General features: G+C 48.4%; 26 protein-coding genes. 20 read left to right on the top strand and 6 right to left on the bottom strand.

Annotation, left to right across the window (positions count from 1 at the left end; all coding sequences use genetic code 11):
• Nucleotides 1-201 precede the first annotated feature (201 nt).
• Nucleotides 202-474 (top strand): hypothetical protein, encoded by a 273-nt coding sequence (locus tag ACO0LE_RS12655; RefSeq protein ID WP_422960712.1) that lies wholly within the window; start codon nucleotides 202-204, stop codon nucleotides 472-474.
• Nucleotides 475-912: 438 nt separating this feature from the next.
• On the opposite strand, the gene ACO0LE_RS12660 is transcribed toward ACO0LE_RS12655, so the two are convergent.
• Nucleotides 913-1,143, bottom strand: a complete 231-nt coding sequence (locus ACO0LE_RS12660) for a hypothetical protein (protein ID WP_422960713.1) — start codon at nucleotides 1,141-1,143, stop codon at nucleotides 913-915.
• Between the two features lie 121 nt (nucleotides 1,144-1,264).
• Between ACO0LE_RS12660 and ACO0LE_RS12665 the strand changes: the two genes are divergently transcribed.
• Entirely contained in the window at nucleotides 1,265-1,531 is a 267-nt protein-coding gene (locus ACO0LE_RS12665) for a hypothetical protein (RefSeq protein WP_422960714.1), read from the top strand.
• A gap of 591 nt (nucleotides 1,532-2,122) precedes the next feature.
• On the top strand, nucleotides 2,123-2,704 hold the full coding sequence (locus ACO0LE_RS12670) for a hypothetical protein (protein WP_422960715.1): 582 nt from the start codon (nucleotides 2,123-2,125) through the stop codon (nucleotides 2,702-2,704).
• Between the two features lie 385 nt (nucleotides 2,705-3,089).
• Here the strand turns inward: ACO0LE_RS12670 and arsC are convergent, their stop codons facing one another.
• The 3 genes from arsC to ACO0LE_RS12685 are packed head-to-tail and all read right to left on the bottom strand — an operon-like array spanning nucleotide 3,090 to nucleotide 4,582.
• Nucleotides 3,090-3,509 carry an arsenate reductase (glutaredoxin) gene (gene arsC / locus ACO0LE_RS12675; RefSeq protein ID WP_422960716.1) on the bottom strand — a complete coding sequence of 140 codons (420 nt, stop codon included), beginning with the start codon at nucleotides 3,507-3,509 and terminating at the stop codon, nucleotides 3,090-3,092.
• Nucleotides 3,510-3,548: 39 nt separating this feature from the next.
• Nucleotides 3,549-4,238, bottom strand: a complete 690-nt coding sequence (locus ACO0LE_RS12680) for an aquaporin (protein WP_422960815.1) — start codon at nucleotides 4,236-4,238, stop codon at nucleotides 3,549-3,551.
• A 2-nt stretch (nucleotides 4,239-4,240) separates the two neighbouring features.
• A complete protein-coding gene (locus tag ACO0LE_RS12685; RefSeq protein ID WP_422960717.1) occupies nucleotides 4,241-4,582 on the bottom strand; it encodes an ArsR/SmtB family transcription factor in 342 nt (113 codons plus the stop codon).
• A gap of 150 nt (nucleotides 4,583-4,732) precedes the next feature.
• Here ACO0LE_RS12685 and hrcA point away from each other — a divergent pair, with 150 nt between their 5' ends.
• Both hrcA and ACO0LE_RS12695 read left to right on the top strand, forming a co-directional pair.
• Nucleotides 4,733-5,761 carry a heat-inducible transcriptional repressor HrcA gene (gene hrcA / locus ACO0LE_RS12690; protein ID WP_422960718.1) on the top strand — a complete coding sequence of 343 codons (1,029 nt, stop codon included), beginning with the start codon at nucleotides 4,733-4,735 and terminating at the stop codon, nucleotides 5,759-5,761.
• Nucleotides 5,762-5,818: 57 nt separating this feature from the next.
• Nucleotides 5,819-6,202, top strand: a complete 384-nt coding sequence (locus ACO0LE_RS12695; RefSeq protein ID WP_422960719.1) for a response regulator — start codon at nucleotides 5,819-5,821, stop codon at nucleotides 6,200-6,202.
• A 141-nt stretch (nucleotides 6,203-6,343) separates the two neighbouring features.
• Here ACO0LE_RS12695 and fur read toward each other — a convergent pair whose 3' ends face one another.
• On the bottom strand, nucleotides 6,344-6,781 hold the full coding sequence (gene fur / locus ACO0LE_RS12700) for a ferric iron uptake transcriptional regulator (protein ID WP_422960720.1): 438 nt from the start codon (nucleotides 6,779-6,781) through the stop codon (nucleotides 6,344-6,346).
• A 188-nt stretch (nucleotides 6,782-6,969) separates the two neighbouring features.
• Between fur and ACO0LE_RS12705 the strand changes: the two genes are divergently transcribed.
• From ACO0LE_RS12705 to trmB, 15 genes are all read left to right on the top strand, one after another.
• On the top strand, nucleotides 6,970-7,548 hold the full coding sequence (locus ACO0LE_RS12705) for an outer membrane protein assembly factor BamE (RefSeq protein WP_422960721.1): 579 nt from the start codon (nucleotides 6,970-6,972) through the stop codon (nucleotides 7,546-7,548).
• 14 nt (nucleotides 7,549-7,562) lie between these two features.
• Nucleotides 7,563-8,369, top strand: coding sequence for a 4-hydroxy-tetrahydrodipicolinate reductase (gene dapB, locus ACO0LE_RS12710; protein ID WP_422960722.1), 807 nt, complete (start codon nucleotides 7,563-7,565; stop codon nucleotides 8,367-8,369).
• A gap of 226 nt (nucleotides 8,370-8,595) precedes the next feature.
• Nucleotides 8,596-9,252, top strand: a complete 657-nt coding sequence (locus tag ACO0LE_RS12715; RefSeq protein WP_422960723.1) for a MotA/TolQ/ExbB proton channel family protein — start codon at nucleotides 8,596-8,598, stop codon at nucleotides 9,250-9,252.
• Between the two features lie 5 nt (nucleotides 9,253-9,257).
• Nucleotides 9,258-9,710, top strand: a complete 453-nt coding sequence (locus tag ACO0LE_RS12720; protein ID WP_422960724.1) for an ExbD/TolR family protein — start codon at nucleotides 9,258-9,260, stop codon at nucleotides 9,708-9,710.
• Between the two features lie 117 nt (nucleotides 9,711-9,827).
• Nucleotides 9,828-12,503, top strand: a complete 2,676-nt coding sequence (gene leuS, locus ACO0LE_RS12725) for a leucine--tRNA ligase (RefSeq protein WP_422960725.1) — start codon at nucleotides 9,828-9,830, stop codon at nucleotides 12,501-12,503.
• Nucleotides 12,504-12,505: 2 nt separating this feature from the next.
• On the top strand, nucleotides 12,506-13,039 hold the full coding sequence (gene lptE / locus ACO0LE_RS12730) for an LPS assembly lipoprotein LptE (protein WP_422960726.1): 534 nt from the start codon (nucleotides 12,506-12,508) through the stop codon (nucleotides 13,037-13,039).
• A 105-nt stretch (nucleotides 13,040-13,144) separates the two neighbouring features.
• Nucleotides 13,145-14,161, top strand: coding sequence for a DNA polymerase III subunit delta (holA, locus tag ACO0LE_RS12735; protein ID WP_422960816.1), 1,017 nt, complete (start codon nucleotides 13,145-13,147; stop codon nucleotides 14,159-14,161).
• A 234-nt stretch (nucleotides 14,162-14,395) separates the two neighbouring features.
• Nucleotides 14,396-15,661: a glutamate-5-semialdehyde dehydrogenase gene (locus tag ACO0LE_RS12740; protein WP_422960727.1), complete on the top strand. Its 1,266-nt coding sequence runs from the start codon at nucleotides 14,396-14,398 to the stop codon at nucleotides 15,659-15,661.
• 79 nt (nucleotides 15,662-15,740) lie between these two features.
• On the top strand, nucleotides 15,741-16,163 hold the full coding sequence (locus ACO0LE_RS12745; RefSeq protein ID WP_422960728.1) for a CopD family protein: 423 nt from the start codon (nucleotides 15,741-15,743) through the stop codon (nucleotides 16,161-16,163).
• A 17-nt stretch (nucleotides 16,164-16,180) separates the two neighbouring features.
• On the top strand, nucleotides 16,181-16,783 hold the full coding sequence (locus tag ACO0LE_RS12750; protein WP_422960729.1) for a 2-hydroxychromene-2-carboxylate isomerase: 603 nt from the start codon (nucleotides 16,181-16,183) through the stop codon (nucleotides 16,781-16,783).
• 270 nt (nucleotides 16,784-17,053) lie between these two features.
• A complete protein-coding gene (locus tag ACO0LE_RS12755) occupies nucleotides 17,054-18,265 on the top strand; it encodes a THUMP domain-containing class I SAM-dependent RNA methyltransferase (RefSeq protein ID WP_422960730.1) in 1,212 nt (403 codons plus the stop codon).
• Between the two features lie 158 nt (nucleotides 18,266-18,423).
• Nucleotides 18,424-19,896, top strand: a complete 1,473-nt coding sequence (locus ACO0LE_RS12760) for an NAD-dependent succinate-semialdehyde dehydrogenase (protein WP_422960731.1) — start codon at nucleotides 18,424-18,426, stop codon at nucleotides 19,894-19,896.
• A 345-nt stretch (nucleotides 19,897-20,241) separates the two neighbouring features.
• Nucleotides 20,242-21,519, top strand: coding sequence for a multidrug effflux MFS transporter (locus ACO0LE_RS12765; protein ID WP_422960732.1), 1,278 nt, complete (start codon nucleotides 20,242-20,244; stop codon nucleotides 21,517-21,519).
• A 491-nt stretch (nucleotides 21,520-22,010) separates the two neighbouring features.
• Complete coding sequence (locus ACO0LE_RS12770) at nucleotides 22,011-23,090, top strand: porin (protein ID WP_422960733.1); 1,080 nt, start codon at nucleotides 22,011-22,013, stop codon at nucleotides 23,088-23,090.
• A gap of 283 nt (nucleotides 23,091-23,373) precedes the next feature.
• On the top strand, nucleotides 23,374-24,093 hold the full coding sequence (gene trmB / locus ACO0LE_RS12775) for a tRNA (guanosine(46)-N7)-methyltransferase TrmB (protein ID WP_422960734.1): 720 nt from the start codon (nucleotides 23,374-23,376) through the stop codon (nucleotides 24,091-24,093).
• Between the two features lie 195 nt (nucleotides 24,094-24,288).
• Here trmB and ACO0LE_RS12780 read toward each other — a convergent pair whose 3' ends face one another.
• Nucleotides 24,289-24,663 carry a VOC family protein gene (locus ACO0LE_RS12780; RefSeq protein WP_422960735.1) on the bottom strand — a complete coding sequence of 125 codons (375 nt, stop codon included), beginning with the start codon at nucleotides 24,661-24,663 and terminating at the stop codon, nucleotides 24,289-24,291.
• Nucleotides 24,664-24,837 lie beyond the last annotated feature (174 nt).

Below are 24,837 nucleotides of genomic sequence, written 5' to 3' on the forward strand. Positions count from 1 at the left end.
AAAAATCAGTCCAACAAACCAAGCGGTTAGCCAACGGTGACTGGTGGCAGACGTCAGCAATACGGTTCCGTATTGGCGAGTGCTGATGTGGTCTATGGCTTGTTGGCGGAATAATGGGCGAACGGTATTGGAGCGGACGGCTGTATCTGGTGCAGGCGAAGTGGTATCTTGCAAAATAGTCTTTTACTTTTGAGAATTAATTTGACAATGTTTAACAATTGTAACATTATAAAAAAGCTGCTTGCTTTAAAGGCAGCATTTTTTATTATTAATTTTTTGGAGTTTTACATGCAAGCATTGAATATGCTGGAAGTGGATCAGGTATCTGGTGCTGTAAGCAGTGATGCAACTTTGGGTGCTGCTGTGGCATTCTGTATTTACGCAGCGACACTTTCCAATCCAGTTGGCGTTGCTGTTTTCGTTGGAGCGTCCCTAGCAATGTCAGTTGCTACAGCAATAAAAGATATGAATTAAGACATACAGTAATGCTTAAATTTGTTGTGACTTTCAAATTTGAGAGTCACAACGCTAATTAGGAGAAAAGAAATGCGTGATAGTTTTAGGCATTTGGTATTGATACTTGGTTTTTCGTGTCTTGCTGCTTTGGCATTAAAAATGATGGGAGTAGTCTCTCCAGAGAATTTTCCAATCCTCATTATCAGTAATTGTGTCATTGGCATCGTAGGATTGAAAATACCGAAATTGTTCACATCATGGCAGACCCGGAGTAAAGATGCTGCTACCAGTTTTAATTCTTGAAAATTTCTAAACCAAAACGATTGTCCAATGATAAAAAAGTGGGATCAGTCCGCTTAGTTATGATTAGCATCGCGTAATTCTATGAATGTTACTGATCCTAATCATTACAAGATCATTCATTTTTGTTCTTGTATAAATTTTTTTGAAAATTTCTTATTTGATTTGCACCACACAAGCTACGCTAATGGCGGTCGTGCCAGTATATCCAAGTAGCGCTGTGATCACCGCTACCATCTGATTTTGTGCCAATACCGAAGCCGATTGGAACCGGGCGGGTTCGCGTTCGGGGTAAATAATCGGCGTCATCGTAATCATCTGCACAAACATATTGGTTGTCTGGTTACTGAATTGCGCTTTTAACCCTTTAAAATCCAACGCAATCACTATCTGAATTACTGTAAAAAGAATGACTAAGCCGTTTTAATTGGAGCATCTCTTTTTTGTTATTATTTTATTAAGGTATTCCAGTTAAAGAGAGTAGGAAAGAGAGTAGAAGAATTTGTTCATGAATACACCATATTTTTTTAATCGCCATTTTAAAAATTATCAAAAAAAAGAAACTTTTCAGTTTATTTGCCTTATCTCTTTAGAGCTAGTAATAGCCTCCTTGTTGATCAGTTCAAGATTGCTATTTTTTCTTCCAGAACTGGAAAATACACAAAAATATCAAAATCTGCCTTGGTTTTTTATATTGGTTATAGCAATTCTGATCGCACCGATATTTGAAACTTTCTTTCTCCAATCTGCCCCATTTGGATTGCAAAAAAACTAAATTTTTCAATAAGCGGGCAGTTTTTTTTGTCAGTACTTTGCTTCACATTAGCCCATTTCTCATATGGCCGATATCATGCTTTAACAAGTGGACTAGTTGGCGGGGCTTATTTAGCATTCGTGTATTTATCGTTTGACAAAAAGTCCAATCAAAAAGCCTTTTTTGTTACTTGTGCCGTTCATACATGCGCAAATTTTCTATTGGGAATTTTTGAAAGCTTTAATAGATAATATTTGCAAAAAAACCAAGAAAGCGTAGCGTGCGTGCGTACCTCCGTAGTGCGCCATGCACACCGCCTCACACGATAGCGTTTCTTTCTAGGCCTATCGTTTTTTCATCATCGGTGCGTATTTCTATATACAAAAAAATTGATTCGCCAATTTTGTATTTTAAAGATGCAAATGGGCAACTGACTCAGCTAGTATGTGTTGCAAATTCCTTCACAAAAACGGGTCTTAGAATCGTGAACTACAAGTTTCCCAAGGACTCAGTCGTACGTGAAGTCATAGCTGAAAGTCTGATAGTGATGATTGCAGGTATTTACGAATAACGATTCACGCTTGATAAAAAATCTTCTGTATGAACGTCAGAATGTCGAAATCTCAGATTCTTTCTCTGTTTTTGGTGATTGCATCATCGCTAGCATCGCCATATGTTGTTAATGCACAAACTCGTGAAGCGCCACCTCAATCAGTTATCGTTGCATCCACTAGGGATCCCCAGTGGATGTCGTATCGAAAGGCGTATAGTTCTCTTGAGTGGCTGGAAGCTTACGCTAAGCCTAAGCAATTTGTCCGTCTACCTTTTGAGCTTTGGCCTATCGATTCTAATGAGTCTACTGAGAATCTTCGATTGGGACTAGTCGGTGATCAAACGCATTTAGTATTGCCATTAGATGATGGACTAAATGCGATCATCCCAAAGCTTAAACAAGCTTATGATGAGGACGCTGAATTTAGAATAAACAGAAAAGCTGGAACTTATCAGTTCCAAAATACAGGATCAATTGTACTAAACCAAGATGGCAAATATCCACTTACTGATTTACGTACAGCATGCGACCAACTATTATCTGTTTTAAGAAATGGAAGTGTTAAATACAGACTACAGTTTTCAGGTAAAAAATGTTCAGGAGTTGAGTTTTTTTTCAAAAAAATACAACATCTCCAATGATTTTTTATAAAAATTCCGAAGGTATATTGACAGAAATCCCAACAGAAAACAGTTTGTTTCTTAAAGGTAAAATTAAAATTACATATAAATTTCCGATGGTTTCAGAAGTAGGTGAAATTATTGCTAAAACTTTGCCAGTTATGATTAGTGGAATTTATGAATGATAAATTGGTGTGGATCGAACGTCACTCTGTTAAATTGATTTTTTGGGACTGCCGATAGATCACTTCAATAATTGATTTTCTCCAAAGCTTGTTAGGTTCTGTTTATTTTTCTCAATAACTAAAACTGAAAATCGTTAGATGAACGAGCTTGCCTTTTTGAATCTGTACAAATCTGCTTGTGCAAACATAGAGCTTCAAGCTAAATAAGTCGGCAAAAAAACTCAGACACGACGCCCATCCTGATCAATCACTTTTTCCCCATCCTCTTTTATAAATTCGCCACGCTGCGGTGCGGATAAAATATCTAGAACCAGTTCGGATGGACGGCACAGTCTGGCTCCGGCAGGGGTGACGACGATGGGGCGATTGATCAATATCGGATGGCTGATCATGAAGTCGATCAGCTCATCATCAGACCATTTTCTGTCATCGAGTCGCAGCTCTTCATAGGGAGTCCCTTTTTTGCGCAATAGCTCACGTGGCGTCAGATTCATGCCGCTAATGAGCTCTGACAGTTTTTCCCGGCTAGGTGGATGTTGCAGATATTCAATGACGACAGGTTCTTCGCCGGTATTGCGAATCAGAGCTAAGGTGTTGCGTGATGTCCCGCACTTTGGATTGTGATAAATCGTGGTGGTCATAGTTGTCGAAAGTTCTTTGTGAATTTAAATAATTGGCTGCTATTGAATTCGTATGGCATCTTGATTGGCGGATGGATACAGCCAGCCAAACAATAAGGTGGCCGCCGCTGCACCTGCTATTTGCGCAAGGATAAATCCGCTGATGTCTACCGGGCGAATCCCGGCAAACGTGTTGCTAGCAGCGCGTGCGAGCGTCACGGCAGGATTGGCGAAAGAGGTGGATGATGTGAACCAATAGGCTGCTGTGATGTAGGCGGCAACAGCAAATGGCGTGAGATCGGGGCGATTGCGTGAGCAGCCAATAATGACGCCGATCAGGCCAAAGGTAGCGATAAATTCACTCCACCACTGTGCGATGCCGGTGCGAACATGCTCTGATGCAAAAAAAACTGGCTCCTCAAACATGCCATGCGCGGCTGCAACGCCAGCAAATGCACCGATTACCTGCGCGACAATATAGGGCGTTACGTACGACCAAGGCAGGTTTTTTTGCCAGGCTTCCGATAAGCTCACAACAGGATTAAAGTGCGCACCGGATATGCCTCCAAACATCAGGATAAGCGCGACCAGTCCGGCACCGGTCGCTATGGCATTGGCTAGTAAAGCCAGTGCCATATTGCCACCGGCGAGTCGCTCTGCCATGGTGCCAGAGCCGACTACGACTGCAAGTAAAAATGCTGTTCCCAGTCCTTCGGCAACCAGCCGTTTGGATAAATTCGGTAAATTCATGCTCATGCTGTCGCTTCCGTATCAGCGGCGGCTGTGCAAGCTGAGGTGCTTGAGCAGGGATTGCCGCCGCAGCAGTTTTCGGTCAAAAAACCCAACAAGGCATCCATTGTGGTGAAATTCGCTACATAGATCATGAAGCGGCCATCCTGAGTGACGCTGATCATATTCGCGTGAGTCAGCTCTTTTAAGTGAAAAGTGAGTGACGACGGCGCGATCCCCAGATTCTCGCTAATCTTGCTGGCGATCAGGCCATCAGGGCCACTTTGCACCAGGAGGCGAAAAATAGCGAGTCTGGAGTCTTGTGCGATTGCGGCAAGTGCGGCAACGGCTTGTTTGGTTTCCATACGCATCCTTTTAATTTAATAATTCTATATTAATTGAAATATCAAAGTAAACGGTTTTTTTACTCTCGGCGTTTCGTGAATCTTTTACCGCATCAATTTTTCACAATAGATTTTTATGTGATTCATCTCACAGTGACATAGAATATCTTTATGCAACTTGATATTCGTGCTCAAACATTATTGAAAGCCTTGGTAGAACGCTACATTGCTGATGGTCAGCCGGTAGGTTCACGTGCTTTGTCAAAAATTTCCGGACTAGAGTTATCACCAGCGACCATCCGTAATGTGATGGCAGATCTCGAAGAAATGGGTTTCGTCGCGAGCCCGCATACCTCGGCAGGACGTATTCCTACACCGCGGGGTTACCGTGTTTTTGTCGATAAGCTGCTGACGGTGCAAGAAATTGATGGTACCGCGCTGGAATCCCGGATGCAGGCGAATGTATTTGCCAATTCACCGCAAAAAATCATTTCGAATGCTGCCCAGGTTTTATCCTCGCTGTCGCACTTTGCCGGAGTTGTGATGACGCCGCGACATGAATCTACTTTTCAGCAAGTGGAGTTTTTGCGCTTGTCTGAAAAAAGGATTTTGCTGGTTGTGGTTGCGCCGAACGGCGAGGTACATAATCGCTTGTTGCTGACCGATGTTGACTACAATGCCTCGCAACTGGTGCAGGCAGCAAACTATCTGAATCAGAATTTTGGCGGCCTGAGTTTTGAAGATGCCCGGTTGCGTATCAACAGCGAATTACGTCAGTTGCAAAACGATATGACGCGCCTGATGCAGGCGGCTGTCGAGGCGGGTAGCGATGCGATGTCGGACCAGTCTGATGAAGTCGTGATCTCGGGTGAACGCAATTTGCTGAATGTGCAAGATCTGTCGAATAACATGACTTCCTTGCGTAAGCTGTTTGATATGTTTGAACAAAAAACTGGCCTGATGCAGTTGCTGGATGTATCGAGTAAGGCAACTGGCGTGCAGATTTTTATCGGCGGCGAATCGCAGTTGGTGCCGATGGATGAAATGAGTATTGTCACCGCGCCCTATGGCGTGAACGGTAAAATTGTAGGTACTCTGGGTGTAATCGGTCCGACACGCATGGCGTATGAGCGTGTCATACCGATTGTAGATATTACGGCGAAATTACTTTCTAATGCCTTAGGTTCTGTGAACAATTAACTTGTCGTGACGATGGCAGCGTGATTGTGATCAGACATTCAGTCAGTGAAGATACGTATGCATAACAAAGACATCTCTATTTTGATCGTTGATGACAACGAAGCGACGCGTGAAGTGTTACGTGTCATCCTGCGCAGCGAGGCTTATAACGTGATCGGTGAGGCGGCTGACGGCAGCACTGGTTTGGAGATGGCGGTCAAGTTAAAGCCAAAAATTATTTTGCTTGATGTGGTGATGCCTAAAATCAGCGGACTGGAAATTTTGCCAAAGATTAAAGAGGCGTTGCCAGATGTGAAGGTGCTGATGGTCACCGCAAATAAGGACCAAGATACGGTAAGTGAGGCGGTTAAGGCAGGCATCCATGGCTTCATTGTGAAACCGTTTAATGCACAGCGTGTGCTGGACACCGTCGCCAATGTGGTTGTAAAGTTAGGTAAATAATTGAAGTTTGAATTTAAGTAAATAAGTAAAAGCCGCCGCATTGCTTCCGGCGGCTTGACAGTCTTTTAGGTTATTTTTTTGCTGAAGCTGTCTTAATCATTCCTGCGCCAAGTTAAGCTAAATCAAACCAAATCAAGCGTCTTATGCTTTGCGCGCTTTGTGTTCGCAATTTACTTTTGTGCAGTTTCCATAAAGCGCCAGAGCATGCTCTGCAATAGTAAAGCCACGCTCCTGGGCGACCGCTTGCTGGCGTTTTTCAATTTGGTCATCAAAGAACTCTTCTACCAGACCGCAGTCTAAGCAGACCAGATGGTCATGGTGCGTACCTTCGTTCAGCTCAAAAATTGCTTTGCCAGTTTCAAAATGATTGCGATGTAGCAAGCCGGCTTGTTCAAACTGAGTCAGAACGCGATACACCGTTGCCAGTCCGACGTCCATATTTTCGTTGAGCAGGATTTTATAGACGTCTTCTGCTGTCAGATGACGAATCGAACTGTTTTGGAAAATTTCCAGAATTTTCAATCTTGGCAAAGTCGCCTTGAGGCCGCTGGATTTGAGGTCAGTAGTGGAATTCGTCATGTTTTCAGTAAAAAAAGATCTATCTGCTTTATGATATAGGGTTTAAAGCTTAACTCAAAGTAAATCACCACCAGATTTGTCGGCGATTTCTTCGAGCTTAAATATCTAGCTAAATTGAGCTAAGCAACGGCCTAGCCGTGAATAATTTGCAAACTGTACACTGTTGCACACACATTGAGGTTAACACTATGCGATTGTTGTTCCCTGAAGCATCCAAAGGCATGCCATTACGATTGACGGCGATGGCTTTTGCCTTGAGTTTGTCTGGTTGTGCCTTGTTTAATCCTATGGTTGAGGCACCTGCTGCGACAAAACTCACCGCGACAAAGGATGCGGCGGCGACTGGAGCGTCCGCTGCAGCATCGACCGATGCGCAGATTGTTGGCCGTACCGGTGTTTCTAAATTCCTTGGCTATATCTCGCCGTACCGCATCACCATTCAGCAAGGTAATTTTGTCTCTCAAGAAATGATGTCGCAACTCAAAGAGGGTATGACCCGTGAGCAAGTGCGCTTTTTGCTGGGCACGGCCTTATTGACAGATATGTTCCATGAAGATCGCTGGGATTATCCTTTCCGTCTGCAAAAGCCAAACGGGGATTTGATTACCAGCCGAGTTGCCGTGTTTTTTAAGAATAATACGGTGCAGCGTTTTGAAGGCGGTAATCTGCCGACAGAAAAAGACTACCTCGCCCACATTACGACCTCGGCTATTGGCGTCAGAGCGGAATCCTCTATCCTGACAACGGATAAAGATAAGAAAAAATAATCAGGATAACCAGCATGAGTGCATTGAAAATTGCGGTGGCCGGTGCTTCTGGCCGCATGGGTAAAATGTTGATAGAAGCGATCGCTGCCGCCGACGACACCGTATTGGTTGGTGCGATTGATGTTGCAGCATCGCCTGCGATCGGTACGGATGCCGCTGCGAGTATGGGTAAGCCAGCCGGTGTTTTGATCGAATCTGATTTATCCAGGGGCCTGGCTGATGCCGATTTTTTGATCGACTTTACCCGTCCTGAAGGCACGCTGACTCATCTTGCCTATTGTGCCGAAAATGGCATCAAGATGATCATTGGCACGACAGGTTTTGATGAAGAAGGCAAAGCCGCAATCGCTGCGGCAGCTCAAAAAACAGCTATTGTGTTTGCACCGAACATGAGTGTCGGCGTCAATGTGACCTTGAAATTGCTGGAAATGGCAGCAAAAAGTTTTGCTCAGGGCTATGACATCGAAATCATCGAGGCGCATCACCGCCATAAGGTCGATGCACCATCCGGTACCGCACTGAAAATGGGTGAAGTCATCGCTGATACGCTGGGTCGTGATCTGAACGAGGTCGGCGTATTCGCCCGTGAGGGTGTGACCGGTGAGCGCGATCCATCCTCGATCGGTTTTGCGACGATTCGTGGTGGTGATATTGTTGGCGACCATACGGTGATGTTTGCTGGCATCGGTGAGCGGGTAGAAATTAGTCACAAATCGTCAAGCCGTATTAATTATGCTCATGGTAGCTTGCGCGCAGCACGCTTTCTGGCAGACAAGCAGACAGGTTTATACGATATGTACGACGTGCTCGGACTGAATTAGGCGACATAGGCAAATCGCACTGGCGGCGTTTATTTTGTTGCCGGTGCGTGCGGGTGCGTTTTGCTGAAAAAGTTGGCAGTAGCCCCTGACAGCTCATCATGCATGTTTTGCCTCTTGTCTTTATCTGTCGAACTTAGTCATAGCATTCGGTCATCGTACTTAGCCATATGTTTGTTCGCTAGTTACACCCTCATCCCTCTTTTAGCTGAGATACAAGCAGAACCCTATGAATCCGACGATTTCCCATTACTGGGCGCAAGTGGATGAATTCAGTCACCTCATTGCCTATGTATTGCTGGCGATGTCTTTGTTCAGCTGGTTCATTTTGTTATACAAGTCCTGGTCGTTCTGGCGCATCCGCCGCGCTGCGGCGGCATTGTCCAATTTCTGGAAAGCGCCTGGTTTTGCCGATGCGCTGGCATTGTTGAGTCAGGCTGATCTTGAAGGAATTTATGCACCTCTCGCTAGAGCGTCGATAGAAGCGACAGCACCTGAAAACTTAAACGTTAACCTGAATGCCAGAGCCAGTCTTGATGACGTACTGACGAGGGTACTGCGACAACAGCTAAACATTGCAACTGTCAGATTGGAAGCAGGTTTAAGCGTGCTCGCCTCAATCGGTGCAACAGCCCCGTTTGTCGGTTTGCTAGGAACGGTCTGGGGTATCTATCATGCACTGACTACCGTTGCAGGCGCAGGCAGCGTGCAGATTGCCCAGGTCGCCGGTCCGGTAGGCGAGGCGCTGATCATGACGGCACTGGGTTTGCTGGTGGCGATTCCAGCGGTGCTGGCGTATAACGCGTTTAACCGCTTAAACCGGATTTGTCAGGCAGAGCTGGATGCGTTTGCCTATGACTTGCATGCGCACCTGACTAAGGCCTAATCGCGATGGCCTTCGGTAAATTCAGTCGTAATGATCTGACTTCAAAAACGCCGGTGGCCATGGCTGACATCAACGTCACACCGATGGTTGATGTAATGCTGGTGTTATTGGTGATCTTCATCATTACCGCGCCCTTGCTGACACAATCGATCAAGTTAGAGCTGCCCGCCGCCAAATCAACGGCCTCTCCGGATAAACCCGACACCATTAGTCTGTCGTTTGACGCGCGGGGGCAATTGTTTTGGGGCAAAGTACCGATCAATTTTCGTGATTTAAACCTTAAATTGGTAGAGGCCGCAAAAAAACAACCGCAGCCGGAGCTGCAATTGCGTGCCGATAAGGCAACACGTTACGACATCATCGCGCAGGTCATGGCGGCTGCGCAGGCGCAGGGCTTGGATAAAATCGGCTTTGTTACTGATCCGGCCTCCGCGACATCTCCGTCGCAGCCCAGATAAACCCGCAGCGCTGGCAAAAAATAGCGGGGCGCGCCATCCCGCCGTCAGTAGCACCTCTGAACCAGTTATAATCCAAGGTTCAAAAGATTCCTTCGCATTCAGAAAATATAGCCCGCCATGCAAGAAAAATTCAGCTCAGTATATAAACCAGCCGACGTCGAGCAATCGGCACAAACTCATTGGAAAAAAATAGACGCGTATAAAGCGGTTGAAAACGACCCACGCTTCCCAAAAGGAAAGTACTACGCTTGCTCCATGCTGCCTTACCCTTCGGGCAAGCTGCACATGGGCCACGTGCGTAATTACACCATCAATGACATGCTGGCGCGCCAATTGCGCATGAATGGTTATAACGTCCTGATGCCGATGGGCTGGGATGCCTTTGGCCTGCCGGCAGAAAACGCCGCGATCAAAAACAAGGTGCCGCCTGCCAAATGGACTTACGACAATATCGCCTACATGAAGACCCAGATGCAAGCCATGGGTCTGGCGATAGACTGGTCGCGCGAAGTCGCAACTTGCTCGCCTGAATATTACAAATGGAATCAATGGCTGTTCCTGAAAATGCTGGAAGCTGGCATTTGCGAACGCCGTACGCAAGTGGTTAACTGGGACCCAATTGACCAGACCGTGCTCGCTAATGAGCAAGTGATCGACGGTCGCGGCTGGCGCTCCGGTGCTCTGGTCGAGAAGCGTGAAATTCCTGGCTACTACCTAAACATTACCGACTACGCGGAAGAATTGCTGTCTGCGGTCGCCAATCCGGAAGATCCGAATTACCTGTCCGGCTGGCCAGAGCGCGTGCGCCTGATGCAGGAAAACTGGATAGGCAAATCCGAAGGCGTACGTTTTGCTTTTACACATGACATCAAGGATGCCAGCGGTGCTTTGATTCAGGACGGCAAGATGTACGTGTTCACTACTCGTGCCGACACCATCATGGGCGTGACCTTCTGCGCAGTGGCACCGGAGCATCCATTGGCAATGCATGCCGCTACGAGTAATCCTGGTCTGGCAGCCTTCATCGAAGAATGCAAAAAAGGCGGTACCACTGAAGCCGAAGTTGCCGTACGTGAAAAAGAAGGGCAGCCAACGGGTCTGTTCGTCACGCATCCGCTGACGGGGGAGCTGGTTGAGGTCTGGGTCGGTAATTACGTCTTGATGAGCTATGGTGACGGCGCGGTCATGGGCGTGCCTGCCCATGATGAGCGTGATTTCCTTTTCGCAAAAAAATACAATCTGACGATCAAACAAGTAGTTGCTGTCGAGGGTGAAACCTATTCGACTGATGCCTGGGCCGACTGGTATGGCGACAAGCAGCGCGGCTTGACGATCAATAGTGGCGATTCCGGTATTGACCTAAATGGATTGACTTGCAAACAGGCAGTCAGCAAAGTCGCCCAACTGATGGCGGCCAAAGAACTGGGCGAGAAGAAAACCACCTGGCGCTTGCGTGACTGGGGCATCAGCCGTCAGCGCTACTGGGGCACACCTATTCCTATTATCCATTGTGAGTCATGTGGTGCGGTGCCTGTACCGGAAAAAGATTTGCCGGTCGTATTGCCAGAAGATTGTATTCCGGACGGCTCCGGTAATCCGCTGAATAAACGTCTCGATTTCCTGCATGTCGATTGCCCAAGTTGCGGCAAGCCAGCCAAGCGCGAGACCGACACCATGGATACCTTCGTCGATAGTTCCTGGTACTTCATGCGTTATTGCGACGCGAGCAACGATCAGGCCATGGTCGCAGAAGGTAGCAAATACTGGATGCCGATGGATCAATACATCGGCGGTATCGAACATGCGATTTTGCATTTGCTGTATGCGCGCTTCTGGACCAAGGTCATGCGTGACCTGAAGCTGATTGATGCGCATGAGCCGTTCTCTAAATTGCTGACGCAAGGCATGGTCTTGAAGGGCGCGTTCTTCCAAAAGCCAGAAGGTGCAGGCAAGAATTATTTCTGGGAAGAAGAAGTCAACGTCATCACCAATGAGCAAGGCCAGATCACTGGCGCGACCTTGAAATCGGATGGGTCGGCGCTCGAATACGAGATGACCACCATGTCCAAATCCAAGAGCAATGGTTTCGATCCGCAAGAGCTGATCAATCAATATGGTGCCGATACCGCGCGCCTGTTCGTGATGTTTGCGTCACCACCTGAGCAGACACTGGAATGGAATGATTCCGGCGTTGAAGGCGCTCACCGCTTCTTGCGCCGTGTTTATAATTTTGGCTACAAGCATGCTGATTTGCTGCGTGCTGACGTTGCTAGTGATTTGCAGGGCGAACTAAGTGCAGATAGTAAAACCCTGCGTCGTGAAGTACACACTATTTTGCGTCAGGTCAGCTATGACTATGAGCGGATGCAGTACAACACGGTGGTTTCCGGTACGATGAAATTGCTGAACACGATTGAAGCGTTCAAACTCGAAGGTGCAGGCCATGCAGCCGTTTTGCGCGAAGCCTTCGGCGTCCTGCTGCGCGCTTTGTACCCCGCTTGCCCGCACCTGACGCATGTCTTGTGGGAAGAGTTGGGCTATGCCGCCGCTTTCACCGATATTCTGAACACACCGTGGCCGCAAGTCGATGAGGCTGCCTTAGTTCAAACCGAAATCGAGATGATGATCCAGGTCAATGGCAAGTTGCGTGGCAGCATCACAGTAGCCAAGGATGCAGATAAGGCGACGATAGAAGCGCTGGCGATGGCGAATGAAAATGTCCTGCGTTTTGTCGAAGGCACACCGAAGAAAATCATCGTGGTGCCGGGCAAGCTGATTAATATCGTCGCCTGATCATGATGACCCAATTCTCTACTTTCTCCCTTCGTCACATAGCGCGCAAGCTGCTTGCCTGCGTTGCGATGGCCTCTGCCGTGCTTGCATTGTCTGCTTGCGGTTTTGCATTGCGCGGGCCGGTGACATTCCCTTTTTCCAGTATTTACATCGGCTTGCCAGACAGTGCGCCACTCGGCGGCGAACTGAAACGTAATATTCGTGCGAATGGAAAAACGGTCATTGCCAGCGAAGCCAAAAATGTAGACGTGATTTTGGAGGTGCTGGGCGAGACGCGTGAAAAAGTTATTTTGTCTTTGAATAGCCAGGGCCGCGCACGTGAGTACAATTTAATCTATACCTTCCGCTTTCGGGTTCGCAATGAAGCGGGCAAAGAGCTGCTTGCACCGACCGATATCAGCCTGAAGCGGAATATCACGTTTAATGAGTCGCAGGTCTTGGCGAAAGAGGCTGAAGAGGCCCTGCTGTATCGGGACATGCAAAGCGATCTGGTACAACAAATCATGCGCCGCCTGGCCGTGCTGAAAACCGACTAATGACGCAAGTGCATACGATCATCCTGGCGCTTACTACAGACTTCTTTCACGCGCAGAAGAGTGGAAGTGCAGAGGATGATGCCGTCGTCCGTGGAGATCAATGAGATGCAACTACGCTTTGATGCAATCGACGCTCATCTGAGCAAATCGCTGGCATCCTTGTATGTCATCACGAGCGACGAGCATTTGCTGGCATTGGAAACAGCGGACAAAATCCGTCGAGCCGCGAAGGCCCAGGGTTTTCTAGAGCGGGAAATCCTGACAGTAGAGCGCAGTTTTAAATGGGGCGCTCTGCTTGCCGCGAATCAGTCGCAATCCCTGTTCGGCGATAAAAAACTCGTTGATTTACGTATTCCTACGGGCAAGCCCGGCAAGGATGGCGGTGCAGCATTGCAAGAATATGTGAGCGACTTATCACCGGATAATTTGACTCTGATTACCCTACCCAAGCTGGACTGGGCTACGCAAAAGGCGGCCTGGGTCACCAATTTGCAACAGGCGGCGGTGTATATCGACATCCCGCTGGTAGAACGGGCGCAATTGCCCAACTGGATTTCTTTGCGTCTCTCTATGCAAGGACAAAGCGCCGATCGGCAAAGCCTGGATTTTATTGCTGACCGGGTTGAGGGGAATCTGCTAGCAGCGCATCAGGAAATCCAAAAACTCGCCTTGCTCCACCCCGCTGGCAAGCTGAGTTTTGAACAAATCCACGACGCAGTGCTGAATGTAGCGCGTTACGATGTCTTTAAGCTCAATGAGGCGATGTTAGCTGGCAATGTGTCTCGTCTGGTGCGCATGCTGGAAGGCCTGAAAGGCGAGGGCGAGGCGCTGCCACTGGTGTTATGGGCGGTCGCCGAAGAACTCCGTACCCTGCTCAAGCTGAAGTCCGGCATGAGTCAGGGTAAATCCCTGGGCATGCTGCTTAAGGAATACCGGATCTGGGGTCCTCGTGAAAAATTGATGGAACCTGCATTACGCCGCGTCAGCCTCGCCACGTTGGAGACTGCTCTGCAAGAGGCGGCGCAAGTCGATAAGATGGTCAAGGGTTTGCGTGCTAAAGCCTTTGCTGGTGATGCATGGGACGCACTGTTGCAGCTAGGTCTCAGAGTCGCGCGCGGATAAGCAGGTCGCCAGCTTTGTGCCAGACGCATGGTGCGCCTAGTGGGCGACTAAGCCGCAGGCTGATTGGCTCATGTTGCGTACGTTGAGTACGTTTCGTTATGTTACGTGATTGTTGGGGGGGTATGTCTGAAAACAGGCATTAATTCGCACAGCAATACTAGGCATTAGAAATATACATGGTGGAGTATGTGCTAATTTGCATAATTTTTCACCGTAATCGATAAAGAATTACACATGGATATCAAAGATTACATGAAGGACCTTGGCATACGCGCCCGCAAAGCGTCGCGTGCCATGGCTAAGGCCAATACGGCAGCCAAGAATCGCGCCTTATCATTGATTGCCGCGTCGATACGGCGCGATGCAGCGGCCTTGCGCGCAGCGAACGAACTCGATCTCGCGGCAGCTCGTGCAAATGGCATGGACGCCGCGATGCTGGACAGACTGACTCTGTCAGACAAGGCGATCGCCACCATGGCCGAAGGGCTGGAGCAAATTGTCAGGCTCGCCGATCCGATTGGCGAAATTTCGAATATGAAATTCCGCCCGACCGGGATCCAGGTCGGTCAGATGCGCGTCCCGCTGGGCGTGATTGGCATCATTTACGAAGCTCGCCCGAACGTAACTGTCGATGCTGCAGGTTTGTGTATCAAGAGCGGCAACGCGACCATCCTGCGCGGCGGCTCAGAAGCGATTCATTGCAACCAGGCCCTGGCTAAACTCGTCAAAGAGGGGCTGGCCGGTGCCGGTTTGCCACCGGATGCGGTACAGGTCGTCGAGACCACCGATCGGGCTGCGGTCGGTGAACTGATCACCATGCCCGAGTATGTCGACGTAATTGTTCCGCGCGGTGGCAAGGGCTTGATCGAGCGCCTGATGCGCGAATCCAAAGTGCCGATGATCAAACATCTGGATGGCATCTGTCACGTGTATATCGATGACAAAGCCGATAGTAAAAAAGCGCTGGATGTCGCCTTCAATGCAAAATGTCATCGCTACGGCACCTGCAACACCATGGAAACCCTGCTGGTCGCACGTGGGATTGCGGCACAAGTATTGCCGGAGCTGGCAACACTGTATGCGGGCAAACAAGTCGAGTTGAGATGCGATCCGGAAGCGATGCAATTACTGGCGGGTTATCCTCATTTAGCTAGTGCGAACGAAGACGATTGGAGCACCGAATATCTGGCAGCGATTTTGGCCGTCAAAGTGGTGGCGGACATGGATGAAGCGATTGAACATATCAATCATTATTCATCGCAACATACTGAGTCCATCATCACCGAAGACTACACACGTGCCATGCGCTTCTTGCGCGAAGTCGATTCTGCATCGGTGATGGTCAATGCGTCGACGCGATTTGCCGATGGCTTTGAATACGGTCTTGGTGCCGAAATCGGTATCTCGAACGACAAATTACATGCGCGCGGACCAGTCGGTTTAGACGGACTGACGTCGCTCAAGTACGTGGTATTTGGGAATGGCGAAGTTCGCCAATAAGCATTCGCCATCCCGGCGTTGTGGCGGAATAGTGTCGTATCCGCCTTCAATATGAATATATGAATTTCAGGAGAAATGCATGCTCTGGATTAAAGCGCTACACATTGTGTTTGTGACGTCGTGGTTTGCGGGACTGTTTTATTTGCCGCGTATTTTTGTCAATCTTGCGATGGAAAGCGAAGTAGTCACGACAGAACGCCTGTTGCTGATGGCGCGCAAGTTATATCGCTTCATGACGATTTTGGCAGTTCCTGCGATTGGCTTCGGGCTGTGGTACTGGCTTGCGACGGGCATCGGGCGTGGTCCCGGCAACGGCTGGATGCATGCAAAGCTCTTCATTGTTGTTTTGCTTATCGGTTATCACCATGCGTGCGGCAGTATCCTGAAAAAATTTGAACAAGCCAAAAACAAACGTACGCATACCTGGTTTCGCTGGTTCAATGAAGTGCCCGTTGTGTTATTGCTCGCCGTCGTTATTCTCGTCGTAGTCAAACCGTTTTAATCCTTAAGGGAATCACGATGAACAGAGTCTGTGAATACTATTTTGCTCCGCAATCCCCATGGGCATATTTGGGTCACCAGCGTTTCGTCGATCTGGCGAAAAAACACGCCATCCGCATTGATCTGAAGCCGATCGATTTAGGCAAAGTATTTCCGATTTCGGGCGGCCTGCCTTTGGCTAAACGTGCGCCGCAAAGGCAGGCATATCGCTTGGTCGAGATGCAGCGCTGGAGCACGCATCTGGAGTTGCCGATGAATTTGCAGCCGACTTTTTTTCCTGTCGCTGCTGATTCTGCTGCGCATCTGATTATCGCCGCGCAGCTGGCGCACGGCACCGAGACTGCATTGCAGTTAACCGGCGCCATCATGCGCGGGGTTTGGGCGGAGCAAAAAAATATTGCCGATACCGACACACTGGCTGGTATCGCGCTTGATTGTGATCTCGATGGTAAGGCCTTGATCAAATCGTCGGAAACCAGCAGTGTATCAGCCGAATACGAACGTTTTACGAACGAGGCGATTGCCAATAATGTGTTCGGCGTACCCTGGTTTGTCTTCAATGGCGAGAGCTATTGGGGACAGGACAGACTGGATTTTTTAGAGCGGGTGTTTCAGGAATAAGGGTTTTGAGTAAGGGACAGTTGGAAATTTCGTAATGCCACCCGCAGGCTGGATGCGGCTTGTGGAGGGATTTCGTGCTGGAAGGCCTGCCAATAAAGCGTGTTCCGTTTTTGGATCATTCAAAAATCCATTCCCGAACGTATTGCAGTAAGAGGTTTTAAGGTTTTGTTTACGTCCTGATATTCTGAAGTTAAAACGTAGCGTTTGATGTTCAACACCGGCTAAGCAAGAGCTTGGTCTTTAAAAATTAATTTGGATAAAAGGTTCCCCATGACACGTTACTCGTATTTTTGCCCTTGCCCTCGCGGCCTGGAAGTCGCTCTCGCTGAAGAGCTGAATGAGATTGCTCAGTTTGATCAAACACTGCATGTACATACACAGGTGCCAGGCGGTGTGCATTGTTCTGGCGAATTGCGCGATGCCTACAGCATCAATCTGCATTCCCGTATCGCATCCCGTGTTTTGCTGCGGATGGCACATGCCGGGTATCTAAATGAAAACGATATTTATGACCTGACCCTGGCACAGCCATGGGAAGACTGGTTCGGTTATCACCACACCATACGGGTTGACGTGACTGCGGTGAAGTCGCCGTTGAAGAGTCTGGAATTTACGACGCTGAAAATTAAGGATGCGATTTGCGATCGCTTCCGTGATCAGTTCACCCAGCGTCCATCGGTAGATACCAAAAATCCGGATATGCGTATCGTCGGTTTTCTGGATGCGCGCAATTTCACGATTTATCTTGATACCTCAGGTGAACCTTTGTTCAAGCGTGGCTGGCGCATGGAAACAGGTGATGCGCCGTTGCGCGAAAATCTGGCGGCAGGTTTGCTGCGTACCACGGGATGGAAGCCAGGTATGCCTTTGCTTGACCCTATGTGCGGTTCGGGAACGATCCTGATCGAAGCGGCACAGATGCTGGCAGGTATCCCGCCGGGTTTACGCCGTGAATTCGCATTTGAAAAATTTGCGGGCTTTCAAGAAGAAGAGTGGCTGGCAACCAAAGCCAAGGCGAAACCGCATCCTTTGCCTGCTGAACCAACGATTTTTGGCAGCGATATTTCAGGCGATATGATCGTGATGACTCGCAATAATCTGAATAAGGCCGGTATCCGTTTTGACGTGCCGCTCAAGCAGATTGAAGCGCAGGAAATCAAAGCACCGACAGACACCCCAGGCGTCCTGCTGACCAATCCGCCGTATGGTGAACGTATTGGTGTGCGTGGTGACAGCACGGTCGAACCAGATGATATGGCGAGAGATTTTTTCAGCGCGTTTAGCTCGACGCTGAAACAGCGCTTTGCTGGCTGGAGCGTTTTTCTATTTACCGCCGATCTGGGTTTGCCTAAGATGTTGCGCCTGAAAGAGTCGCGTAAAACACCATTCTTTAATGGCGCACTGGAGTGTCGTTTATTCCGTTTCGATATGGTCGCGGGCTTTAATCGCCGCGAGGAAGCCAAGCCTAAAAACTTGTCTTAACTCCTTATCAAACGGGCGGAAGCTGCACAGCAGATTCGCCCGTTTTGCTTTATGCTGATCGCCAGTTCATCAAACCATGCAGCGTTCACAGCATCCATAGAATTCATCTTATAGACAGAACGCAGAGCACATACAGCAACTATTCCGGAGATTAATTCATGTCCCAAGTTACTTCCCTCAATTTAAAAGATCCCAGTTTGTTACGCAACCAAGCCTATATTAATGGCACTTGGGTTGGTACTTCCGAGACATTTTACGTCACCAATCCTGCGACTTCTGCGTTAATCGGAACTGTGCCGAATTTTGGTGCTGAGCAGGCTCAGGCTGCGATTGAGGCGGCACAAACGGCCTTTCCGTTGTGGGCAGCGAAGACTGGTAAAGAGCGTGCCGCGATCATGCGCAAATGGTTTGATCTGATGGTAGCCAATGCAGATGATCTGGCAATCCTGATGACGGTAGAGCAGGGTAAACCACTCGCAGAAGCAAAAGGTGAGGTGATCTATGGTGCCAGTTTTATTGAATGGTTTGCAGAGGAAGCCAAGCGTGTTTCCGGCGATGTCATGTCCTCGACCTGGACGGATAAACGTATGGTTGTGTTGAAGCAGCCGATTGGTGTCTGCGCGTCGATCACACCGTGGAATTTTCCGATTGCGATGATCACGCGCAAGGTAGCGCCAGCGATGGCCGCCGGTTGCAGCATCGTGATCAAACCCGCAGAGCAAACACCTTTGTCGGCACTAGCAATGGCAGAGCTGGCGCATCGCGCAGGCATACCTCCTGGTGTGATCAACGTAATTACGGCAGATTCAGAGCGTTCTATTGAGGTCGGCAAAGTCTTGTGTGATAGCCCGGTGGTCCGTCATTTGTCATTCACAGGATCGACGCCGGTTGGCCGTATCCTGATGCGGCAGTGTGCTTCTACCGTGAAAAAACTCGCGCTGGAATTAGGCGGTCATGCACCTTTCATCGTATTTGATGATGCAGACCTCGACGCCGCGGTGGAGGGCGCACTCTTATCAAAATTCCGTAACGCCGGTCAGACCTGCGTCTGTACGAACCGGTTTTATGCACATGAATCGATTTACGACGCTTTTGTCGAAAAACTCGCTGCCGGCGCCAAAAAAATCCAGGTTGGTAACGGGCTTGATGCAGGCGTCAATCAGGGGCCGATGATCGATGAACAGGCCGTGGCAAAAGTAGAAGAACATGTCGCCGACGCCTTGTCTAAGGGGGCGACTGTGCTGGCAGGTGGAAAAAAACATGCAGCCGGTTCACTTTTTTATGAACCTACGGTGTTATCGAATGTCACAGAGTCGATGCAGATTATGAGTGAAGAGACTTTTGGCCCGGTTGCCGCAGTCGTCAAGTTTAAGTCTGAGGCTGAAGTGGTCGCTGCTGCGAACAATACTGATTTTGGCCTGGCGTCATACTTTTACTCGCGTGACATTGGCCGTGTCTGGCGCGTTGCCGAGCAATTGGAATACGGTATGGTCGGTATCAATACCGGCCTGATTTCAAACGAAGTAGCGCCCTTCGGCGGGGTCAAGCAATCGGGCTTGGGACGCGAGGGTTCTGTCTACGGGATGGATGAGTATCTCGAAATGAAATACTTATGCATGGGTGGAATTTAAGCAGCTCTTTGTATTTTTTTTAGTGTTGATTTGCAACGTTGATTTTGAACGCTGCGTTTAAACGACTCATAGTCCGATTGTTTGTATCGTTCACATCCGGGCATCTGGCTTAAGTGTGAACTGATGTGTGAACTGATAAGCGTGAGCTCATAAGTGTGAGAGTGGTAATGTCGTGTTTGCGGCATCACAGTGATGTCTAGTTATGAGCCAATTCGCAACTATAGCGCCGGTATCAAATGCCCCGTCACTTGCTGTACTGGGCACTGTCCGGGCGCTGTATTTGCACCATGTTGTAAATCGCCGTGTATGTGATACGGCGATACTCCTGTTTTAATAAGTGAAATTATGTCGACCACGCAACCCGAGCCATTTGTTCCACCCTCCTCGCCATCACCTATGCAAGTAGCCAGCACGGGCGCCCTGGCTACCTTATTAGCGGCGCTGGCTATGTTGGGCCCCTTCTCGATTGATACTTATCTACCAGCTTTCCCAGCGATACAGGCGAGCTTGCAGGCGAGTGCGATCGAGGTACAGCAGACCTTGACTGCGTACATGCTGTCATTCGCGGTGATGACCTTGTGGCATGGCGCTTTGTCCGACGCCTTTGGTCGTCGCAATGTGATTTTGGTATCTCTTGCGATCTTTGCTGTTGCGTCCTTTGGCTGTGCGTCGGTACATAGCATTCATTATTTGTGGGGATTTCGTATTTTGCAGGGAGTATCTGCCGGTGCTGGTGTAGTGGTTGGCCGGGCGATTATTCGCGACCTGTATGCGGGAGCGGCGGCCGAGCGGCTGCTGTCGCTGGTCACGATGATTTTTTCGATTGCGCCTGCGATTGCTCCGATTTTGGGTGGTTGGGTTGTGAGTTATCTCAGCTGGCGCAGCATATTTTTACTTCTGTTTGTGTACACCTTGGTGTTGTTTTGGGCTTGCTACAAGCGTTTGCCCGAGTCCTTGCCATTAGACAAGCGCCAGCCATTCAGTGCAGAGTTTTTATGGGATAGCTATAAAAAGGTATTTAAGTCACCGTTGTTCCACTTGAAAGCAGGCACGATTGCTTTTAATTTTGCCGGTTTGTTTTTGTACGTATCGTCGGCACCGGCTTTTATTACCCAGCACTTGCATCTTGGTGCAGATCAGTTTGGCTGGCAGTTTGTGCCGTCTGTGGGCGGAATTTTTCTAGGTGCTCTGGCAGCAAACCGGCTGGCAGGCAAATTATCGGTCTGGAAACAGGTCAATATCGGATTCAGCTTTTTGGTTGGCGCTGCCTTATTCAATGTGGCGTATCACGCTATCTGGCCGCCGATGTTGCCATGGTCGGTTTTGCCTCTATTTTTTTATTGCTTCGGCATGTCGCTGGTAGCTCCCGGTGCAACCTTGCTGGTGCTCGATCTGTTTCCGACAATTCGCGGGATTGTCGCGTCTTGCCAGTCGGCATCGGTGACCATGCTAGGCGCCGTGGTTGCTGGCGTGGTTGCTCCTGCATTGGATCACTCTGCTTTGACGCTGGCGCTGGGCCAGCTGGCATTTGCCGTCATTGGCATGGTCTTGTGGTACACAGGCCGCCATTACTGGCGTGCCATGACGAATCAAAAACAAAATGCCTGGGAAACCGTTGGATAGCCGGATAGCTGGAACAACACTCAATCTGGCAGCGAATCCGGTTATGAATTCGCTATTAAATGCAATATTAAAAGAGCTATTTCACGGAACGAAATGCAAATGTCTTTCGCTGATACAGTTTTTTACAATTAGGCCAAAAATATTTGCTTTCCTTGACTTGAAATAAGCTTTTGACACCTTACATTATTGATGCTCTGCAGCATTTTGAAAATCTGCATATAATGCGAACCAAATTGAAATTGGCGCATCTAAGAAATGTGCATACCGTTATTAAAAATACTTCGTGTATTTTTTAAGCAACGCTAGGTACAGTCTTATTTGTGAGCAAGTACCAATTTCATCAAGTTGTCATTTTCCGCAGGTATCGTGGCTTCTGTCATTGAGTCACCTAGAGTGCTCAAGGCTGTAAAAGACCTGCAAATTTGTTTTTGCTCGCTGAATTTGTTGTGTTGCAGCAAAGACTAAACTTATAATTTTCTGGATATTACCCTATGAAAAAATCATTACTCGCACTGGCTCTAATCGGTGCTTTCTCCGGCGCAGCATTCGCGCAATCTTCTGTAACCGTTTACGGTATCGTTGACGCTGGCTTCCAAAGCCTGGACACTGGCGCTGCTGCTGGTAAAGTTTCCAGACTGCAAAGTGGTCAGGAAAGTGGTTCACGTCTGGGCTTCAAAGGTACTGAAGATCTGGGCGGCGGTTTGAAAGCAAACTTCGTGTTGGAAATGGGCCTGAACGTTGATGATGGCACATCTGGTCAAGGTAGCAAGGCGTTTGGTCGCCGCTCTTTGGTTGGTCTGTCTGGCGATTTCGGTTCTGTTGATCTGGGCCGCGACAAGACTCCAACTTTCAAATTCTTCGACAACTTCGATCCATACGCATCTGGCTACATCAACAACGGTAGCGGTCTGTCCAACAACACTTTGTACTTCGTTGGTGGCGACACAGCAAACACAGCTGGTGCATCCAATGGCCGTATCACTAATGCAGTTTTGTACTCCACACCAGGTAACCTGAACGGTTTCTCCGCTCTGGTTGGTTACGGTATGGGTGAAGTTGCTGGCGATACATCTGCTGGCCGTTCTTTGGGCTTGAACCTGCGTTACAACGCAAGTGGCCTGGATGTTGGCTATTCCTACACTAAAGACAATCAACAAGCAGTTGTTGGTGGTCCTATCGTAGGCAAGAAAGCAAACACAGTTGCTGCAACTTATGACTTCGGTTTCGTTAAGCCAGTTGTGATCTATCAAAAAGTTGAAGATGACAAAGGCGTTACTGCTTTAGACAAAAAAGTATTCACAGTTGGCGCGACAGTCCCAGTTGATGCTTCCAGCAAAGTAATCGCTACATTCACAAAAGTGAAAGATTCCACACGTATCAACACAACTACGTTGGATACAGTTGGCGATGCTAAACAATTCGCATTGGGTTACCAATATGCATTGTCTAAGCGTACTGATTTGTATGCTGCTTACGCTCGCTTGACACAAGATGCTAATTCCAAGACTTTGGCATCCGTGAACGGCGCAGACGTAAAAGAACTCACATTTGGTGTACGTCACCAGTTCTAATTGATGTCAGGCTTAGCCTGAATAAATCAGAAGTGAATTCGCGGTAAAAATGGGGTAATCAGTGATGATTACCCCATTTGTTTTACGGATCTTTACTCATACTGGCGCTTGCTACAGAGTCGTCCCAAGTTTGCTCAGTGGAGTTAAAACCGCGTAAAATACGCCTTTACTCTGACTTACGCTTAACGTTAACTAAGCGTCGCAAGTCAATTCAATCAGTTAATCCAATTCTCATGAGCCGATCCGGACAAATGGATCCTCATCTTTCTTAAAGCTCACACGTATGTCCGATTCCAAACCCTCCGACGGCGCATCTAAGCCACTTTTCTACGACCCAACTGAGCATCGTATTCGTAGCTTTGTGACACGTGCCGGTCGTTTGTCGGATGCGCAGGCGCGAGCAATCGAGACGCTTGGCCCGCAATTGATGTTGCCATATCAAAAGGCCGTATTAGATATCGATGCTGTATTTGGTCGTCGTGCACCTACGGTGTTTGAGATCGGATTTGGCATGGGCGAAACCAGCGCTAAAATTTCTGCCAGCATGCCGGAAAAAAACTTCATCGGTGTTGAAGTACACACGCCCGGTGTAGGTAGTTTGCTGAAATTGACGGATGAATCAGGATTAAAAAATCAACGCATTATTCAGCATGACGCGTTTGAAGTTCTCACAAACATGATTGCGCCCAATTCACTTGCAGGCGTACACGTCTTCTTTCCCGACCCATGGCACAAAGCACGTCACAACAAACGCCGCCTGATTCAAGGCCCGCTGGTTGCTTTGCTCGCTTCGCGTATTGCACCCGGTGGTTACCTCCACTGTGCAACCGATTGGGAAGAATATGCGGTACAGATGCTCGACGTGCTGAGCGCGGAGCCAAGCTTGCAAAATACTGCGGATGCTTATGCACCGCGACCCGACTATCGGCCTGTCACGAAATTTGAAAACCGTGGCCTGAAGCTTGGTCATGGTGTTTGGGATTTAGTATTTAGTAAACGTTAAAAATTTTTTACTCAACTCGTTTTATCCGCTAGATTCTGCGTGCGTGTAAAAGCATTTTTAAGATATCTTTAAAAATCTTCATCGATTTCAGCATCAGGTAAAAGAGAAAAAATCTAAAAATATTGGGTAAATATGATGCGCATTAGCAGTCAATGTTGGCTGCTAATGCGCATTTTTATTGAGTCCTACAAAATTCTAATTGCCTGGCGCAAACACCCGCAGGCGGTGGCCATCCAGATCTATTGCAACAAAGGTATAGCCAAAATCCAGCTCAACGGGTTCTTGTACGATCGCCAGGTGTCGCTCTTTCCAGTCGTGATAGGTCTGATCGACGATGGCCTTACTGCCCAGTGCAAATGCAATTTCGCAAGTGCCTCCCATCTGCTGATGTGACGGTGCTGGTATTGTGGTGTGCTTTGACCATAGTCCCAGCATGACACCAGAGTCGAGTGCAAACATGGCGAATGTTGGCGATGACTCTACCGCTTTCATGCCTAATATAGTGCTGTAAAACTGTTCGCTGGCAGCAGTATTGTCGACATATAGAATGATGAAATTGGGATGTGGCATGGTGTGTCCTTTATCAAGAAGTTGGTGTGAAGGGCAAATCATTCCCTTTTGTTTTGCAGCGAAGTCATTGTCGTAGTTGGCTGTGTCAGTTTCTGTCAGTAGTGAATTACCGGCGCACTGATATGCTGAAAAATTCTTGCATCACTTGCGCTACACTTGCCAATCTAAAATTAG

The organism is Undibacterium sp. Xuan67W (assembly GCF_049340165.1).
Taxonomy (GTDB): domain Bacteria; phylum Pseudomonadota; class Gammaproteobacteria; order Burkholderiales; family Burkholderiaceae_D; genus Undibacterium.

Excerpts from the sequence above, each read along its gene's own strand:
- ACO0LE_RS12665 (WP_422960714.1), top strand. The coding sequence starts at position 1,265 with ATGAATACACCATATTTTTTTAATCGCCATTTTAAAAATTATCAAAAA.
- ACO0LE_RS12670 (WP_422960715.1), top strand. The coding sequence starts at position 2,123 with ATGTCGAAATCTCAGATTCTTTCTCTGTTTTTGGTGATTGCATCATCG.
- arsC (WP_422960716.1), bottom strand. The coding sequence starts at position 3,509 with ATGACCACCACGATTTATCACAATCCAAAGTGCGGGACATCACGCAAC.
- ACO0LE_RS12680 (WP_422960815.1), bottom strand. The coding sequence starts at position 4,238 with ATGAATTTACCGAATTTATCCAAACGGCTGGTTGCCGAAGGACTGGGA.
- ACO0LE_RS12685 (WP_422960717.1), bottom strand. The coding sequence starts at position 4,582 with ATGGAAACCAAACAAGCCGTTGCCGCACTTGCCGCAATCGCACAAGAC.
- hrcA (WP_422960718.1), top strand. The coding sequence starts at position 4,733 with ATGCAACTTGATATTCGTGCTCAAACATTATTGAAAGCCTTGGTAGAA.
- ACO0LE_RS12695 (WP_422960719.1), top strand. The coding sequence starts at position 5,819 with ATGCATAACAAAGACATCTCTATTTTGATCGTTGATGACAACGAAGCG.
- fur (WP_422960720.1), bottom strand. The coding sequence starts at position 6,781 with ATGACGAATTCCACTACTGACCTCAAATCCAGCGGCCTCAAGGCGACT.
- ACO0LE_RS12705 (WP_422960721.1), top strand. The coding sequence starts at position 6,970 with ATGCGATTGTTGTTCCCTGAAGCATCCAAAGGCATGCCATTACGATTG.
- dapB (WP_422960722.1), top strand. The coding sequence starts at position 7,563 with ATGAGTGCATTGAAAATTGCGGTGGCCGGTGCTTCTGGCCGCATGGGT.
- ACO0LE_RS12715 (WP_422960723.1), top strand. The coding sequence starts at position 8,596 with ATGAATCCGACGATTTCCCATTACTGGGCGCAAGTGGATGAATTCAGT.
- ACO0LE_RS12720 (WP_422960724.1), top strand. The coding sequence starts at position 9,258 with ATGGCCTTCGGTAAATTCAGTCGTAATGATCTGACTTCAAAAACGCCG.
- leuS (WP_422960725.1), top strand. The coding sequence starts at position 9,828 with ATGCAAGAAAAATTCAGCTCAGTATATAAACCAGCCGACGTCGAGCAA.
- lptE (WP_422960726.1), top strand. The coding sequence starts at position 12,506 with ATGATGACCCAATTCTCTACTTTCTCCCTTCGTCACATAGCGCGCAAG.
- holA (WP_422960816.1), top strand. The coding sequence starts at position 13,145 with ATGCAACTACGCTTTGATGCAATCGACGCTCATCTGAGCAAATCGCTG.
- ACO0LE_RS12740 (WP_422960727.1), top strand. The coding sequence starts at position 14,396 with ATGGATATCAAAGATTACATGAAGGACCTTGGCATACGCGCCCGCAAA.
- ACO0LE_RS12745 (WP_422960728.1), top strand. The coding sequence starts at position 15,741 with ATGCTCTGGATTAAAGCGCTACACATTGTGTTTGTGACGTCGTGGTTT.
- ACO0LE_RS12750 (WP_422960729.1), top strand. The coding sequence starts at position 16,181 with ATGAACAGAGTCTGTGAATACTATTTTGCTCCGCAATCCCCATGGGCA.
- ACO0LE_RS12755 (WP_422960730.1), top strand. The coding sequence starts at position 17,054 with ATGACACGTTACTCGTATTTTTGCCCTTGCCCTCGCGGCCTGGAAGTC.
- ACO0LE_RS12760 (WP_422960731.1), top strand. The coding sequence starts at position 18,424 with ATGTCCCAAGTTACTTCCCTCAATTTAAAAGATCCCAGTTTGTTACGC.
- ACO0LE_RS12765 (WP_422960732.1), top strand. The coding sequence starts at position 20,242 with ATGTCGACCACGCAACCCGAGCCATTTGTTCCACCCTCCTCGCCATCA.
- ACO0LE_RS12770 (WP_422960733.1), top strand. The coding sequence starts at position 22,011 with ATGAAAAAATCATTACTCGCACTGGCTCTAATCGGTGCTTTCTCCGGC.
- trmB (WP_422960734.1), top strand. The coding sequence starts at position 23,374 with ATGTCCGATTCCAAACCCTCCGACGGCGCATCTAAGCCACTTTTCTAC.
- ACO0LE_RS12780 (WP_422960735.1), bottom strand. The coding sequence starts at position 24,663 with ATGCCACATCCCAATTTCATCATTCTATATGTCGACAATACTGCTGCC.